General features: G+C 60.3%; 14 protein-coding genes, 1 tRNA gene and 3 pseudogenes. 8 read left to right on the top strand and 10 right to left on the bottom strand.

Annotated elements, in window-relative coordinates:
• Nucleotides 1-76 precede the first annotated feature (76 nt).
• Nucleotides 77-2,254, bottom strand: a complete 2,178-nt coding sequence (locus BLT89_RS14500; protein ID WP_090196886.1) for a malate synthase G — start codon at nucleotides 2,252-2,254, stop codon at nucleotides 77-79.
• Nucleotides 2,255-2,439: 185 nt separating this feature from the next.
• Between BLT89_RS14500 and BLT89_RS14495 the strand changes: the two genes are divergently transcribed.
• From BLT89_RS14495 to BLT89_RS14465, 8 genes and pseudogenes are all read left to right on the top strand, one after another.
• Nucleotides 2,440-2,883, top strand: coding sequence for a GNAT family N-acetyltransferase (locus BLT89_RS14495; RefSeq protein ID WP_090196884.1), 444 nt, complete (start codon nucleotides 2,440-2,442; stop codon nucleotides 2,881-2,883).
• Between the two features lie 33 nt (nucleotides 2,884-2,916).
• Complete coding sequence (locus BLT89_RS14490; protein WP_090196881.1) at nucleotides 2,917-3,435, top strand: glycine cleavage system protein R; 519 nt, start codon at nucleotides 2,917-2,919, stop codon at nucleotides 3,433-3,435.
• Nucleotides 3,436-3,709: 274 nt separating this feature from the next.
• Nucleotides 3,710-3,785 (top strand) — tRNA-Lys (locus BLT89_RS17740).
• Nucleotides 3,786-3,936: 151 nt separating this feature from the next.
• Nucleotides 3,937-4,359: pseudogene (locus tag BLT89_RS14485) on the top strand (transposase); the annotation flags it as partial.
• A gap of 168 nt (nucleotides 4,360-4,527) precedes the next feature.
• On the top strand, nucleotides 4,528-6,783 hold the full coding sequence (locus BLT89_RS14480) for an FUSC family protein (protein ID WP_090196879.1): 2,256 nt from the start codon (nucleotides 4,528-4,530) through the stop codon (nucleotides 6,781-6,783).
• A complete protein-coding gene (locus BLT89_RS14475; RefSeq protein WP_090196876.1) occupies nucleotides 6,764-7,015 on the top strand; it encodes a DUF1656 domain-containing protein in 252 nt (83 codons plus the stop codon). The genes BLT89_RS14480 and BLT89_RS14475 overlap by 20 nt, the downstream gene beginning before the upstream one ends.
• A gap of 42 nt (nucleotides 7,016-7,057) precedes the next feature.
• The gene (locus BLT89_RS14470; RefSeq protein WP_197673514.1) at nucleotides 7,058-8,146 is read left to right on the top strand and encodes an HlyD family secretion protein; all 1,089 of its coding nucleotides are present in this window, start codon (nucleotides 7,058-7,060) and stop codon (nucleotides 8,144-8,146) included.
• Nucleotides 8,147-8,173: 27 nt separating this feature from the next.
• Nucleotides 8,174-9,655, top strand: coding sequence for an efflux transporter outer membrane subunit (locus BLT89_RS14465; protein WP_090196870.1), 1,482 nt, complete (start codon nucleotides 8,174-8,176; stop codon nucleotides 9,653-9,655).
• 375 nt (nucleotides 9,656-10,030) lie between these two features.
• Here BLT89_RS14465 and BLT89_RS14460 read toward each other — a convergent pair.
• The 9 genes and pseudogenes from BLT89_RS14460 to BLT89_RS14420 all read right to left on the bottom strand — a co-directional run.
• Nucleotides 10,031-10,312 (bottom strand): annotated as a pseudogene (locus BLT89_RS14460) (EamA family transporter RarD); the annotation flags it as partial.
• Between the two features lie 7 nt (nucleotides 10,313-10,319).
• Nucleotides 10,320-11,027, bottom strand: a complete 708-nt coding sequence (locus tag BLT89_RS14455; protein ID WP_090196868.1) for a 16S rRNA (uracil(1498)-N(3))-methyltransferase — start codon at nucleotides 11,025-11,027, stop codon at nucleotides 10,320-10,322.
• Nucleotides 11,024-11,809, bottom strand: a complete 786-nt coding sequence (tatC, locus tag BLT89_RS14450) for a twin-arginine translocase subunit TatC (RefSeq protein WP_090196866.1) — start codon at nucleotides 11,807-11,809, stop codon at nucleotides 11,024-11,026. Before tatC ends, BLT89_RS14455 begins: the two co-directional genes overlap by 4 nt.
• 76 nt (nucleotides 11,810-11,885) lie before the next feature.
• A pseudogene (tatB, locus tag BLT89_RS14445) lies at nucleotides 11,886-12,129 on the bottom strand (Sec-independent protein translocase protein TatB); the annotation flags it as partial.
• A 3-nt stretch (nucleotides 12,130-12,132) separates the two neighbouring features.
• The gene (gene tatA, locus BLT89_RS14440) at nucleotides 12,133-12,366 is read right to left on the bottom strand and encodes a twin-arginine translocase TatA/TatE family subunit (RefSeq protein ID WP_090196860.1); all 234 of its coding nucleotides are present in this window, start codon (nucleotides 12,364-12,366) and stop codon (nucleotides 12,133-12,135) included.
• Between the two features lie 15 nt (nucleotides 12,367-12,381).
• Nucleotides 12,382-12,711 (bottom strand): phosphoribosyl-ATP diphosphatase, encoded by a 330-nt coding sequence (locus BLT89_RS14435; protein WP_090196857.1) that lies wholly within the window; start codon nucleotides 12,709-12,711, stop codon nucleotides 12,382-12,384.
• A gap of 7 nt (nucleotides 12,712-12,718) precedes the next feature.
• Nucleotides 12,719-13,120: a phosphoribosyl-AMP cyclohydrolase gene (gene hisI, locus BLT89_RS14430; protein WP_090196855.1), complete on the bottom strand. Its 402-nt coding sequence runs from the start codon at nucleotides 13,118-13,120 to the stop codon at nucleotides 12,719-12,721.
• Nucleotides 13,121-13,191: 71 nt separating this feature from the next.
• Nucleotides 13,192-14,784: a ubiquinone biosynthesis regulatory protein kinase UbiB gene (gene ubiB, locus BLT89_RS14425; protein WP_090196852.1), complete on the bottom strand. Its 1,593-nt coding sequence runs from the start codon at nucleotides 14,782-14,784 to the stop codon at nucleotides 13,192-13,194.
• Complete coding sequence (locus BLT89_RS14420; RefSeq protein WP_090196849.1) at nucleotides 14,781-15,398, bottom strand: ubiquinone biosynthesis accessory factor UbiJ; 618 nt, start codon at nucleotides 15,396-15,398, stop codon at nucleotides 14,781-14,783. Before BLT89_RS14420 ends, ubiB begins: the two co-directional genes overlap by 4 nt.
• Nucleotides 15,399-15,400 lie beyond the last annotated feature (2 nt).

Genomic DNA, 15,400 nt, shown 5'->3' with positions numbered 1-15,400 from the left:
CAATAAAGCCATTGGTCAATGCTATCGTAGCGGACAGAAAAAAGCCGCCTGGCGGCGGCTTTTTTCTGACATCCCGTTACAGACCGTTGGCGGCCTTGAACTCGCGACGCCGACGGTGCAACACCGGCTCGGTGTAACCGTTGGGCTGCTTGGTACCCTCGACAACCAGCTCGACAGCGGCCTGGAAGGCGATATTGCTGTCGAAGTCGGGGGCCAGCGGACGGTACAGCGGGTCGCTGGCGTTCTGCCGGTCAACCACCGGCGCCATGCGCTTGAGGCTGGCCATCACTTGCTCAAGGCTGACTACGCCATGGCGCAACCAGTTGGCGATGTGCTGGCTGGAGATACGCAGGGTGGCGCGGTCTTCCATCAGGCCGATGTCGTTGATATCCGGCACTTTCGAACAGCCGACGCCCTGATCGATCCAGCGCACCACATAGCCGAGGATGCCCTGGGCATTGTTGTCCAGCTCGTTCTGCACTTCTTCGGCAGTCCAGTTGGTAGCGGGCGCCAGAGGAATGGTCAGAATGTCATCGACCGATGCGCGTGCACGCTTGGCCAGCTCGGCCTGACGGGCAAACACGTCAACCTGGTGGTAGTGCAGGGCGTGCAGAGAGGCAGCCGTGGGTGAGGGGACCCAGGCAGTATTGGCGCCGGCCAGCGGGTGGGCAACTTTCTGCTCAACCATGGCGGCCATCAGGTCGGGCATGGCCCACATGCCTTTACCGATCTGTGCCCGACCTTGCAGGCCGCAGGCCAGGCCGATATCGACGTTGGAGTTTTCGTAGGCACCGATCCACTTCTCGGTTTTCATGGCGCCTTTGCGCACCATGGCGCCGGCTTCCATGGAGGTGTGCAGCTCGTCACCGGTGCGGTCGAGGAAGCCGGTGTTGATGAACACCACGCGCTCGCTGGCGGCCTGAATACAGGCTTTCAGGTTGATGGTGGTGCGCCGCTCTTCGTCCATGATGCCGACTTTGAGGGTGTTGCGCGGCATGCCCAGCACGTCTTCCACGCGGCCGAACAGCTCGTTGGTGAACGCCGCCTCTTCCGGGCCGTGCATTTTCGGCTTGACGATGTACATCGAGCCGGTACGGCTGTTCTTGCGGCTGCTGTTGCCCTTGAGGTCATGCAGGGCGATCAGGCTGGTGACCAGGCCGTCCATGATGCCTTCCGGCACTTCAAAGCCGTCCTTGTCGATGATCGCGTCGATGGTCATCAGGTGCCCGACGTTGCGCACAAACAGCAGGCTGCGGCCGTGCAGGGTCAGGCTGCTGCCGTCCACTGCAGTGTATTCGCGGTCCGGATTCATGGTGCGGGTGAAGGTGCTGCCGCCCTTGGCTACTTCTTCGGCCAGATCGCCCTTCATCAGGCCCAGCCAGTTCTTGTAGATGACGACCTTGTCATCGGCATCGACGGCGGCGACCGAGTCTTCGCAGTCCATGATGGTGGTCAGAGCGGCTTCCATCAGTACATCTTTCACGCCGGCGGCATCGGTCTGGCCGACCGGGGTGCTGGCATCGATCTGGATTTCGAAGTGCAGGCCGTTGTGCTTGAGCAATACAGCGGTTGGCGCGGCAGCGTCACCCTGGAAGCCGACCAGCTGGGCAGCGTCCTGCAGGCCGCTGTTGCTGCCGCCTTTGAGGTTGACCAGCAGCTTGCCGGCATCGATGCGGTAGCCGGTAGCGTCGACGTGGGAGCCGGCAGCCAGCGGTGCGGCCTGGTCGAGGAAGGCCCGCGCGTAGGCGATGACCTTGTCACCGCGGACCTTGTTGTAGCCTTTGCCTTTCTCGGCGCCGCCTTCTTCGCTGATCACGTCGGTGCCGTACAGGGCATCGTACAGCGAGCCCCAGCGGGCGTTGGAGGCGTTGAGGGCGAAACGCGCATTCATCACCGGCACCACCAGCTGCGGGCCGGCCATACGGGCAATTTCATCATCGACGTTTTCGGTGGTGATTTTGAAGTCAGCCGGTTCCGGCAGCAGGTAGCCGATTTCCTGCAGGAAGGCCTTGTAGGCGACGGCATCATGGGCCTGACCGGCGCGGGCCTGGTGCCAGCCGTCGATCTGCGCCTGGATGGCATCACGCTTGGCCAGCAAGGCGCGGTTTTTCGGCGCGAGGTCATGAATCACCGCATCGGCACCGCTCCAGAACTGCTCTGCAGTTACGCCGGTACCCGGGATGGCTTCGTTGTTGACGAAGTCGTAGAGAACTTTGGCGACCTGCAGGCCCCCTACTTTTATGCGATCAGTCATAGTTTGCCTCAACTTTTTTACGGAATGCCTTTGGGCTGGGAACGGCTCAAAGCACCTGGCCGCCGGGCCATGTAGTGCGAGGCGGGGAATACTACATGAAGCGCCGGAAAAAATCAGGCACGCCTGTTGCTCCGGCGCTCAGGTGCGACTGGCTATACTGCGTTGATCCTGTCCGAGGTACCGCCATGCCTGTGCTGCCAGCTACGCCCGCTGATCTTGAAGAATTGAGCGGACTGTTTGCCGGTTATCTGGAATTTTACCGGGTGCCGCGCGCGCTTGAAGAGATTCGTGCCTTTCTGCAGGAGCGCTTGCTGCGCGGCGACTCCCGAGTGCTGCTGGCCCGTGACAGCCAGGGCGTGGCGCAGGGTTTTGTGCAGTTGTATCCGCTGTACGCCTCACTGGCGTTGCGCTCGTCCTGGTTGCTCAGCGACCTGTATGTGCTGCCGGCAGCCCGGCGGCAAGGGGTTGGCGAAGCACTGATGAACGCCGCGCGAGACCATGCCCGGGCCAGTGGTGCCTGTGGTTTGCAGCTGGAAACCGCCCGCGACAATCATGCCGGGCAAGCGTTGTACGAGCGACTGGGTTATGTTCGTGACGATGTCTACTTCACTTACTGGCTGGGACTTTGAAGCCCGGCCAAGGCACATAGCAAGGAGTCAAGCGTGGATCATCTGGTATTGACAGTAATTGCCCCGGATAAACCCGGGCTGGTGGAAAAGCTCGCCCAGTGTGTAGCCGGGCACGGTGGTAACTGGCTGGAAAGCCGCATGTCGCGAATGGCCGGGCAGTTTGCCGGCATCCTGCGCGTGGCGGTGCCGGCCGAAGCCTATGAAGAGCTGGTGCAGGCACTGCAGGCGCTGGACGCTCAGGGTATTCGCGTGGTGGTGGCGCAAAGCGGGATCGAGCCCTCCTGCACCTGGAAACCGATCCATCTGGATCTGGTGGGCAATGACCGCCCCGGTATCGTGCGTGACATCACCCGCTTGTTGAGTGAGCTGGGGGTCAATCTGGAGCGCTTTACCACGGAGGTAGTCCCGGCACCGATGAGCAGCGAACCGCTGTTCCATGCCGAGGCCTTGCTGGCGGTGCCACTTGGCTTGACGCTGGATGCCTTGCAGGTTCGTCTGGAGGCACTGGCCGATGACCTGATGGTCGAACTCAAACTGCGACCGGAAGATTGAGCCAAGGCACTTATCCCCGATTGGCGGGGATGCCTCTGTGGATAAGCTGGGGAGCCTTGGCCCGCCGCCTAGTCTCCAGCCGCTCGCCAGACAGTGGCTAAAAAAGCAGCACTATCAAAGACTTTCGCACAATCTGCGGGGATGCTTCTGTGGATAAGCTCGGGATGACTGGAGCCAGCCCTTGGCGCGCGTGGCTTGTACCGGGCTGGACGTTTTTTGCTCAGATTCTTCTGCGCAGGCTCAGCCAGATATCCAGGCTGTACACCGTCAGAGCGGCCCAGATGCAGGTGAACGAGAGCAATTGGCTTTTAACCAATTGGTCGCTGGTTCGAATCCAGCACGGCCCACCAATTTCAAAGGCTCCGGCGATAGTGTATCTACTGCACCTTTTTAGTGGTTAGGGCCAAAGTGCACAACCCCTGACTGTTTCAGCTACGGAAACGCTGAAAAAGACTTCCTGATTTTAGTAAAGTATTGGCATCCAAGCCGCCGAGTTTCCCGATGAAGCAGATGACCTTCGCCGATGCCGAATACGCAGGCAAGCGCAAGCAAACTCGCAAAGAACTGTTCCTGATTGAGATGGATCGGGTAGTGCCGTGGAAAGGTTTGATCGCCTTGATTGAACCGCATTACCCAAAGGGCGAAGGCGGCCGTCCGTCATATCCGCTGATGGCGATACTGCGCGTTCATCTATTGCAGAACTGGTTTGGTTACAGCGATCCGGCGATGGAAGAGGCGCTTTACGAAACCACTATCCTGCGCCAGTTTGCCGTGCTGAGCCTGGAGCGTATTCCCGATGAAACAACCATCCTCAACTTTCGTCGCTTGCTGGAAAAAAATGAACTCGCGGCCGGCATCCTGGCAGTGATCAACGGTTATTTGGGTGACCGTGGTCTGTCGCTGCGCCAAGGCGCTTCTGTGGATGGCGCGCCGGCATTTATTGGTAAATACAGGAGAGGTGCGCCTGTAATGCGGGAAATGGCCGCAGAAAGTGCTTGCGACCGCTGAGATTAAGCAAATACGCGATAAATCTGGTCATATTTTGATCGATTTATCGCTTTTAAAATTGGTGAACGCTGAAGTCAGCCAGAAATGCATAGGTACTTCAGAGGATCCTTGGGTGTCAGGCGGGCCGACGCCCGCTTGTTATGCCCACAGACCCAAAGGCGGCGACCTGTGCCAGTATCCCTGACACTTTCTAGCAGGACCAAAGAGGCGATCAAGACCGCCCTTGCCATGACGATCGCCTACGGCATCGCGCTGTCACAGAACTGGGAGAGACCCTACTGGGCCGGCTTCGCCGTCGCCTTCATCTCACTAACCAGCGTTGGCGCGTCCCTGAACAAGGCTGTCCTGAGAATGTGCGGCACGCTGCTGGCATTTTTTGCCTCCTTGACCTTCATTGCGCTCTTCCCCCAGGAGCGCTGGTCCTTTTTTCTGATTTTCTCCCTGTACCTGATGTTTTGCTCCTACATGATGAGCGGCAGCCGGCACGCGTATTTCTGGCAAGTTGCCGGCTTTGTTTGCGCCATTATCTGCATGGATGCGGGCCCCGATCCGGTCCATGCTTTTACCACCGCCACCCTGCGGGTCCAGGAGACGGGACTGGGTATCCTGGTATACAGCCTGGTTTCGATTTTCCTCTGGCCCTCCTATACCCGCGACATCAGGCAACAGGCAGCGGACGTGCTCGCGCTGGAGCAGCGGATGTTCAGGGCCTGTGGCGACCTGCTGCTGGGCCGGGGGGAGCAGCAGCAGGTCACAAAACTGATCGATGAAAGCGTGCAGGCGAAAGCAAATTTTGACCAGTTGTTGAACAGCGCAGAGCTCGAGAGCAGGGAGGTGTGGCAATTGCGCGCCCAGTGGCATGACTACCAGGCGCAGCTGGCACAACTGAGCGAGGGTATCGGCCGCTGGCGCGAGACCTTCGCCGAACTTCAGCCCCTGAACATGCCCCTGCTGCTACCAGACCTCGAAGCGCTGCTCGCTGAACTGGATCAGCGCCTGACGCAGATCGGCAAAATGTTCGCGGGCACCGCTCCCAAACGCGCCCCACAGTCCATGGCTCTTCCCGCAGATAAAAACCAGTTGGAGAAATTGTCACATGTGCAGCGCGCGGCGGTAACCGTCGTCCAGCGAGAGATACTGGCACTGGACCAAGTGAGCGCTTCCATGTTTCAGCGGGTGGCGGGTATTACCAGGTTTGAAACCGCCCCGGCGCCGCCTGTTGTTACACGCCAGTCCCTTGTCGTCGACCCCGACCGTCTGGCCTGCGCTCTGCGCTATCTGGTTTTTTTGTGGCTGGTGTTCCTGACCGTGATCTACGTCCCCGACCTGCCCGGAGGCTTCGGGGTGGTGGCCATGGGGGCCTCATTTGGCATCGCCCTGGTCAATATGCCTCAGATTCCCGTATCGAGCGCATTTCTTCCGGCGGCAGGGTCGGTGTTGTTTGCGGGCTTCCTGTATATTTTTGTCATGCCACAGCTGTCCAGTTTCAAGGGGTTGGGGGCGATGCTGTTCAGCGTCACCTTCGCCATTTGTTACCTGCTGGCCGCCCCCCGGCAAGAGCTGGCCAGAGCACTGGCTCTGTCAATACTGCTTTCCGTGATCTCCGTCTCCAATCCACAGAGCTACAATTTTCTGGTTGTCACCACCAACGGCTTGACCCTTGTCCCCGTCTTTCTGGCCCTGGCTATCACCGCTTACTTTCCCTTCAATTTCATGCCTGAGCGGGTGTTTCTGCGCCTGCTGAGGCGTTTTTTTCGCAGCAGCGAGTACCTAACAGATGCCCTGCAATGGGGGCGGAGCGCCCCGACCAGTCGCCTGCAGCGCCTGCGCTATCGATTTCACCAGCGCGAGGTGGCGACAATACCCTCCAAGCTTGCCAGTTGGGCTCCCCATATCGACCCTGCGAAAATAGCCGGCGCCGAGCCGGCGCAGGTTCGTGCCCTGGTCACCAGCGTGCAATCACTGGCTATCCAGCTGCAGGGCTTGCAGGCAGCTCGCACCAGTCCACAGGCCCGCTTCCTGGTGCAGCAACTGCTGCCGGACTTTCGCGCCTGGCGTCTGGATATCTGCGCTTTGTTACAGCAGCTGGGCCGTGACCCCGGGGCATCGGGAGACGGGAAGCTTGCCCGGGTGAACACGGACCAGGTGCTGGCCACACTGGAGTCCCATATCAAGGAGGCACTGGAATCGACGCCCGCAGGCCATTTCACCGAGGCGGACGCCGAGAACTTCTACCGCGTGCTGGGCGCCTACCGCGCCCTGTCCGCCGCGCTGCTGGATTACACGGACAACGCAAGTATGATCAAATGGGCGCCCTGGCATGAAGATCGATTCGCATGATCGAGCACCGCAAAGTATGATCCTGCCCATACCCCATGAATTCGCCATCGGCGGCGTGTATATGCCGCCCATGCTGGTGGCAGGTGCAATCGCCATGATAGCCACCCTCGCGACCAGCCGCCTCCTCGACCACTACCAGTGGACCAGAAACTTCTATTATCCGCCGCTGGTCTTGCTGGCGCTGATGGTCATTTACACAGTGGTCATCGGAACTTTTATTGTCGGGGCGTAACGAGTGAACATACCGCGCAAATATCTTCTAAGCGGGGCAGTGGTGTTGGTCGCAGTTGCGGCAGTGCTGCTCAAGTACCGGGACTATGTATTGAACCCCTGGACCCGGGACGGCCAGGTCCAGGCCGAAGTCGTGCAGGTTACGCCGCGCGTGTCGGGCCCTATTGTGGAACTGGCGGTAAAGGACAATCAGTACGTAAGCGCCGGGCAACTGCTGTTCGCCATAGATCCTCGCACCTTTGAAGCCAGTCTGGCGCAAGCGCAAGCGCAGTACGATCAAACGAATGACAGCTACCGGGCCCAGCTGAAACAAGTGGAGGCGGCACAGGCCCAGGTCGAGGTTGCCCGCGCATCCATTGAGCAGGCGCAGAGCGCCATAGCCAAAGCCGATGCCCAGATTGCCAAGGATAAAGCGGAGTTTGAGCGCCAGCAGGAGCTGCTGCCACAGCGGGCCACATCGAAAAAGTCGGTAGAGCGAGCCGAAGCCAGCTATGACGTGGCGGTTGAGCAGCGCAAGTCGGCGATCGCCAGCCTCACCCAGACGCGGGCCTCGCTGATGCAGGCAGAGGCCGATCTGGCGCGAACACGGGCCAGTCTCGGGGCGCATGGGGAGAACAACGCCAGCATCAGGGAAGCCGCAGCGATACTCAGGCAGGCTCAGCTCAACCTGGAATTCACCCGGGTCACCGCGTCCGTCGACGGCTACGTGACCAACCTCAATCTGCGGATAGGGAGTCAGGCAGTCGCCAACCAGCCCACCCTGGCGTTGGTCGATGCCAACAGCTTCCGGATTGACGGTTATTTCAAGGAAAACTCCATCGGCCATGTTCACAGCGGCGATCGGGCCATAGTCACCCTCATGACCTACCCCGACAAACCCATAGAGGGCCGGGTGGACAGTATCGGCTGGGGCATCGCCCAGCAGGACGGCAGTACCGGTTACGAATTGCTCCCCAATGTCAGCCCGACCTTCGAGTGGATCCGCCTGGCCCAGCGGGTGCCGGTTCGCATCACTCTGGGGGAATTACCCGAAGACGTCGCGCTGCGGGTGGGCACCACCGGGTCAGTCCTGATTATTACCGGCAGCCATGACCGCGCCGAGGATGCCGCCGCTCCCGGGGCCCTGCAGTGAGCGCTGCGCCGTGAGATTTCAGCAGTGATGCCTCACGCCAGAGTCGCCGGCGCACTCCTGGGCTGCACCATCATGCTATGCGGCTGCACCCTGCTCGGGCCGGACTTTAGCCGCCCGCCTGCACCCCTTGAGAGCGAGTGGCTGGACACGGGCAACCCGCGCCTGAGCACTCAACCCACAGTCGATACCAAGTGGTGGCAGGCGGCCTATGGCGACCCGGTACTGGATCAACTGGTTGCCGATGCGCTGCAGGAAAACCTCAGCCTGCGCTCCGCGGGTCTGCGTGTGCTGCAATCGCAACAGCAATTGGCCATTGCCGTGGGTAACCAGTACCCCCAGCAACAGCAGATTGCGGGCGGGGCCTCCAAACAAAGGGAGGACGGCGATATCTTCAAGGATTACAACGTCGGTTTTAACTTGAGTTGGGAGGTGGATTTCTGGGGTAGCTTCAGACGCCAGGTCGAGTCTGCATCCGCCGAGCTGGACGCCAGCGTTGCCGAATTTGACGGTGCACTGGTGTCGCTGGTGTCCCAGGTTGCCCAGACCTATATCCTGATTCGTACCAATCAGTCCCGGCTCGATGTCGCCCGGCGCAATGTAAGCCTGCAAGAGGAAAGCCTGAGGATTGCCAGGGCCAAGCTGGATGCGGGGGATGTCAGTGAACTGGACGTGGACCAGGCCGAAAGCCTGTTGAACAATACCCGGGCCAGTGTACCGGCACTGCAATCCACCCTGCAGCAATTGAAAAACACACTGGCTATCCTCCTGGGCAAGCCCCCCCAGGACCTCACCTACCTGCTCGGGCAGAAACGCAGTATTCCCCTGGCCCCTGCCCGGATTGCACTGGGCATGCCCCAGGACCTGATCAGGCAGCGGCCCGACATTCGCGCGGCGGAGCGTCGCATGGCGTCCCAGAGCGCGCAGATCGGGGTGGCCGAGGCAGAACTGTACCCCTCGCTGTCGATTGGCGGCTCCATCGGTACCGATGCGGCCGATAGCAGCGACCTGTTCAACAACAGCAGTGAAAGCTGGAGCCTGTTTGCCGCCTTCCAGTGGAATATTTTCAATTACGGGCGACTCAAGAGCAACGTCCGGCTACAGGATGCGCGCTTCCAGCAACTGCTCGTGGACTACCAGAACACTGTCCTGCAAGCCCAGGGCGATGTCGAAAACGCTATCGTGGCCTACCTCAAGTCCTATGAGCAACTGGCGGCCTACAGGGCCGCGGCAAGCGCATCCCAGCGCTCGGTCGATACTTCCACCTCCCAGTACCAGAACGGATTGATTCCGTTTAACACGGTGATCAGCACCCTGCGCTCCGACGCCCAGCAACAGGATTTACTGGTATCCACCCAGGGCGACGTGGCGGCCAAACTGGTGCAGGTTTACCGGGCGCTGGGTGGCGGCTGGGAGATACGGGAAGGCCGCGACCCTGTTGAGCTGCTGCCCGCACAGATGAAAGAGGAGATGGAAGCCAGGACAGGGGCCTGGGACGGACAACTCGAATAGCGTTTGGGAGTTGGGAGTTACTGCTAGCCGAACGACTGCTTGCCGCCATATCCCGGGACTGAACGCCAAAGCGTACCGCCCCGGAGGCAGAAGGCCCGCCTCGGCTTCGAAGTTGGTACCGTAAAACAGGCGCGCTGCACACAGCGGCTGGTTGTCCAGCCAGCGCGGGCGCGGATGACACACCACACAATGTCCCGCTCAATCCCAGGCCAGGAACAGCGAAAAGAATTAAAGGCTGGCATTGCTATACGTGCCACTCACCATTGCTGGTCTTGTAGATCTTTTTCGCTCACCTTAGAGACTTGGCACAAACCGGTCCGGCGCTCCGGACGCTATACCAACAATTTTCTTAGTAGCGTCCCGCCAAAGAGGCACGACCGACCACACATACACCAGCCAGTTGGTCGCAATCAGAGTGCCGGACAGGGTCAGTACCGCCAGTCTGCTCGGGTTGCTACGCAGCTCCGACCACCACCCCGGGTGTTTCCACAGCAATAGCAGGGCGGCGCCAAAGATCGCCGAGCAGATTATCCGGTGAACGACTATTTCCAGCGCCGGAACCTGTTCGATGGCTTTGAAATACAGCGGGAACAGGCCCCAGATCAGGTAAGCACTGAGCCCCAGCAGATAGCCGCGACGCGGATTGACAGTGTTCATCGGCGCTTCAGAACAGTCTGGCGAGCAGGGCAGGAACCGCGTTTTCCACCCGCAGGATGCGCGCGCCGAGTTGCACCGGTTGCAGTCCGGCTTTTTCCAGCAGCTCGACCTCGTACGGAATCCAGCCGCCTTCCGGGCCGATGGCCAGGGTTACCGGCTGGCTAACGGCACGTGGACAGTCGGGATAATTGCCGGGGTGACCGGTCAGGCCGAGGCTTCCGGCAGCCAGCGCAGGCAGACGGTCTTCGACGAAGGGTTTGAAGCGCTTCTCGATGATGATTTCAGGCAGCACGGTGTCGCGCGCCTGCTCCAGCCCCAGCAGCAGTTGTTCGCGAATGGCTTCCGGGCTGAGGAAAGGAGTCTGCCAGAAACTTTTTTCCACCCGATAACTGTTCAGCAGAACCAGTCGTGGCACGCCCATGGCGCTGATGGTTTGCAGTATGCGCTTGAGCATTTTCGGTCGGGGCAGTGCCAGTAGCAGGGTGAGCGGCAGTTTGTCGGGGACAACCGCATCCAGCCGCACGTCGAGTTCGGCATGGTGCTCATCCAGTGCCGTGATCAGGCCTTCACCCATCAGCCCGTCCAGCAGGCCGACACGCAAGCTATCGCCTGCTTCGACCCGCTGCACTGCGCGCAGGTGTTGCAGGCGCCGGCCTTGCAGAATCACCCGGTTGGCGCTGATAAAGTCGCTGTCTTCCAGCAGCAGCAGGTTCACGGCAGCGGTGCTGGCGGCTGGTCTTCGCTGGCAGTTTGCGCTTCGAGGGTTTCGTGCTTCTTGATCATGGCACCGAAGAACAGCCCGGACTCGAACAGCAGCCACATGGGCAAGGCCAGCAGGGTCTGGGAAAACACATCCGGAGGTGTGAGAAACATGCCAATGACGAAGCAGCCGACGATCACATAGGGGCGGCTTTTGCGCAGGGTTTGTACGTCGACGATGCCGACCCAGATCAGCAGGAAGGTAGCCACCGGGATTTCAAAAGCGACGCCGAAGGCGAAAAACAGCGTAAGCACGAAGTCCAGGTACTGGCCGATGTCAGTCATCATGGCCACACCTTCGGGCGTTACGCTGGCGAAAAAGCTGAAGATCAGCGGGAACACCACGAAATAGGCGAACGCCATTCCGGCGTAGAACAGCAGGATGCTGGAGATCAGCAGCGGCACGGCAATCCGCTTTTCCTTGGCGTACAGGCCGGGGGCGATGAAGCCCCATATCTGCTGCAGAATCACCGGGATGCTGAGGAACAGGGCAACCACCAGGGTCAGTTTGAACGGCGTGAGAAATGGTGAGGCCACGCCGGTGGCGATCATGGTGGCGCCGGCTGGCAGGAAGGCTCGCAGCGGCGCGGCGACCAGCGCGTAGATGTCCTGGGCAAAGTAGAACAGCCCGGCAAACAGCAGCAGTACCGTGACCACACAGCGCAGCAGCCGCGTGCGCAGTTCGGTCAGGTGAGCGACCAGCGGCATTTCCTGATCGGTTTCGGAGTCTGTACTCATGGCTGCTTGTCGCTAGTCGGGGTCGGTTCTGGCGTGGCTGCTGCAGTTGCACTTGCCGGGGCTTCGGCACGGGCTTGCGGCTGCAGGCTTTTGTGCATTTCGCGCTCCAGCTCAAGAATGTTTTCGTTGTGCAATTGGCGGCGGATTTCGTCTGCGCCGAGTTCGCGCTCGACTTCACTCTTGAGCGAATTGAAGCTGCGCTTGAGACGACCGATCCACAGGCCGGCCATGCGCGCAGCTACCGGCAGCCGCTCAGGGCCGAGTACCAGCAGTGCCACCAGGCCAACCAGCAGCAGCTCGGAAAAACCGACATCAAACATGGATCAATCTTTCTTCAGCGGGTCTTCGACCTTGCGGGCTTCGCCGTTGATGGTCTGACCCTTGTCATCGACCGAGGGTTTTTGCCCCTGTTCGCCGTCATTCATCGATTTGCGAAAGCCCTTGATGGCTTCGCCGACATCCGCGCCGAGATTTTTCAGACGCTTGGTACCGAACACCATGACCACAATGGCCAGAATGATCAGCAGTTGCCAGATACTGATTCCGCCGAAACCCATAAGAGCTCTCCTGATTTACTGATTGCGGGCAGCTTTTTCCGCATGCCCGGAAAGGCCGAAACGCCTTTCAAGTTCGTTGATGACTGACTGTGGGTGCTGGCCTAGCGCAGCCAGCATGACCAGCGAGTGAAACCACAGGTCAGCGGTTTCATAAATCAGCTCGTCACAGTTGCCGCTGACGGCTGCATCCTTGGCCGCCAGAATGGTCTCGACCGATTCTTCACCGACCTTTTCCAGAATCTTGTTCAGCCCCTTGTGGTACAGACTGGCCACGTAAGAGCTGTCGGCTGCGGCGCCTTTGCGTGACTCGAGGACTTCGGCCAGACGGCTCAGGGTGTCGTTCATGCTTTGCTCAGTCATGTTTGTCTGCCCTAGTGTAGATGGCTTGCGGGTCTTTCAGTACCGGGTCGACTGCCTGCCAGGCATTATCGGAAAAAACCCGGTAAAAGCAGCTCTCGCGTCCGGTATGGCAGGCGATGCCACCCAGTTGTTCGACCAGCAGAATGATCACGTCGGCATCGCAGTCCAGACGCATTTCGTGCAGTTTCTGCACATGCCCGGATTCCTCGCCCTTGCGCCACAGCTTGTTGCGCGAGCGTGACCAGTAGATCGCACGGCCTTCGCGAGCGGTGAGCTGCAGGGCTTCGCGATTCATCCAGGCCATCATCAGCACGCGGCCACTTTTATAGTCCTGGGCAATTGCCGGTACCAGGCCGGCGCTGTCCCACTTGATCTCGTCCAGCCAGTTGCTCATCGCTTGTTCCATGTCGATGGTTCAGGCCATCGTAAAAAAGACGCTAGTCTGCCAGCCCCTTGCGGGTGTGGCTACCGGCGTAAAACCAGATACAGGCCGCCGGCAATCATCAGTCCGGCGGGCCAGCTGCTCAGGAGCAAAACCGGTTGTTGCAAGATGCCCCCGGCAATCAGGGCGACACCCAGCAGGCGTTCGGGCCAGCTGGCCGGCGTGGCTGCCGGTTTGCTCCCCGCAGCTGCGACAGGTAGCGACAGGCGTTCCAGGGTGTCACGGGCAATCTGCGACAGGTGCGGCACCTGCTCGGCTTGCAACTGCAGGTTGCGCAGCAGTTGCAGGGGGTTGATACGTTCGCGCATCCACTTTTCGAGAAAGGGTTGTGCGGTGTTCCACAGATCCAGATCAGGGTAGAGCTGGCGGCCGAGGCCTTCGATGTTGAGCAGGGTTTTCTGCAGCAACACCAGTTGCGGCTGCACTTCCATATTGAAGCGCCGGGCGGTCTGGAACAGGCGCAGAAGCACCTGGCCAAAGGAGATGTCTTTCAGCGGTTTTTCGAAGATCGGCTCGCACACGGTGCGGATGGCTGCCTCGAAATCATTGATCCGGGTGTTGGCCGGTACCCAGCCGGAGTCGATATGCAGTTGCGCGACCTTGCGATAGTCGCGTTTGAAGAACGCGATCAGGTTGCGCGCCAGATAATCCTGATCTTCCGGCGTCAGGCTGCCGATGATGCCGCAGTCGATGGCAATGTATTGCGGGTTGCGCGGGTTGTTGCTGCTGACGAAGATATTGCCGGGGTGCATGTCGGCATGAAAGAAGCTGTCACGGAACACCTGGGTGAAGAAGATCTCCACGCCGCGCTCGGCCAGCAGCTTCATGTCGGTGTTCTGTTTGGCCAGGCCGGCCATGTCGGTGACGGCCAGGCCGTAGATGCGTTCGAGAACCAGTACCTGCGGACGGCACCAGCCCCAGTAGACCTGCGGGACGTAGAGCAGTGGCGAGCCATCGAAATTGCGCCGCAGCTGGCTGGTGTTGGCGGCCTCGCGTAACAGGTCGAGTTCGTCGTAGATGGTGCGCTCATAGTCGGCGACCACTTCTACAGGGCGCAGACGCCGCGCGTCGGCGGAAGTCTTCTCGGCCAGGCGCGCCAGCGTGAACAGCCAGGCAATGTCCTGGCGGATGGTCGGTCGCAGCCCGGGGCGAATCACCTTGACCACTACTTCTTCGCCACTTAGCAGTTTGGCGGCATGCACCTGGGCGATCGAGGCCGAGGCCAAAGGTGCGTGGTCGAAGCGGGCAAACACCTTGTCCAGCGAAAGACCGAGTTGTTTCTCGATCAGTGCAACGGCCTGTTTGGGGTCGAAAGGCGGTACCTGATCCTGCAGGCGGGCCATTTCGTCGGCAATGTCCGGTGGCAACAGATCCCGGCGGGTCGACAGCAGCTGGCCGAACTTGATGAAGATCGGTCCCAGGTCCTCCAGCGCCAGGCGCAGGCGGGCACCGCGCGACAACTTGAGATCAGGACGGGGCAGCCAGCGCCACGGCAGACAATGGCCGAATGTGCGCAGCCACCAGGGCAGGGGCAGGGCGAGCAGCAGGTCATCCAGCTGGTAATGAATGCTGACACGCAGGATGCGTAGCAGGCGACGAACAGCCAGGAGTTTCATGGTGATTGCTCGACCTTGCCGGCCAGCCGTTGTATGCGCGCTTCCAGTCGGTCCAGAGAGATTTTGAGCTGGTCCAGCTCATTGAAGCGGGCTTCGGCCTCGCGTTTACCGACCAGCGTGCGCGACTCTTCGCTGAGATAATCGGCGAGATTGTCGCGCAGATGCCCAAGGCTGCTGCTGGTCCATTGTGCAGTACTGCGCAGATTGCTGCCGAGCAGCTGGCCGCCAACCGGGCCCAGCCAGCGTGACAGCTGGTACTCCCAGTCCAGTTCGAGGGTTTGCAGTAGGTCTGCCAGCTCCAGCATCACAGCGCTGTCACCGCTCAGGTCAACGTCGTCGGCGTGCAGTACGGCACTCTTGTCCTGCGCCAGGGCCAGTTGCAGCAGGCGTGAGGCTGGCGCCTTTAATGTGCAATCTGCGCTGGCTTGCCAGTGCGCCGCCAGACGCAGTCCGTCGTTGCCCGGCAGCAGGAACAGGTTCAATGGCGGGCTGGCACACTCGATGGCAATCACCTTGCCCTGCATTTTGCCCAGTCGTGCCAGCGCCGTGCTGTCCAGGCTCAATACCTGTCGCAAGCCCTGTTCTGCCGCCGCCAGCAACGCCTGAATAAGCATGC

It is taken from the genome of Pseudomonas pohangensis (genome assembly GCF_900105995.1).
Lineage (GTDB): Bacteria > Pseudomonadota > Gammaproteobacteria > Pseudomonadales > Pseudomonadaceae > Aquipseudomonas > Aquipseudomonas pohangensis.
Note: the sequence above shows the minus strand (reverse complement) of the source record. Positions and strands in the feature narration are given on the sequence as shown.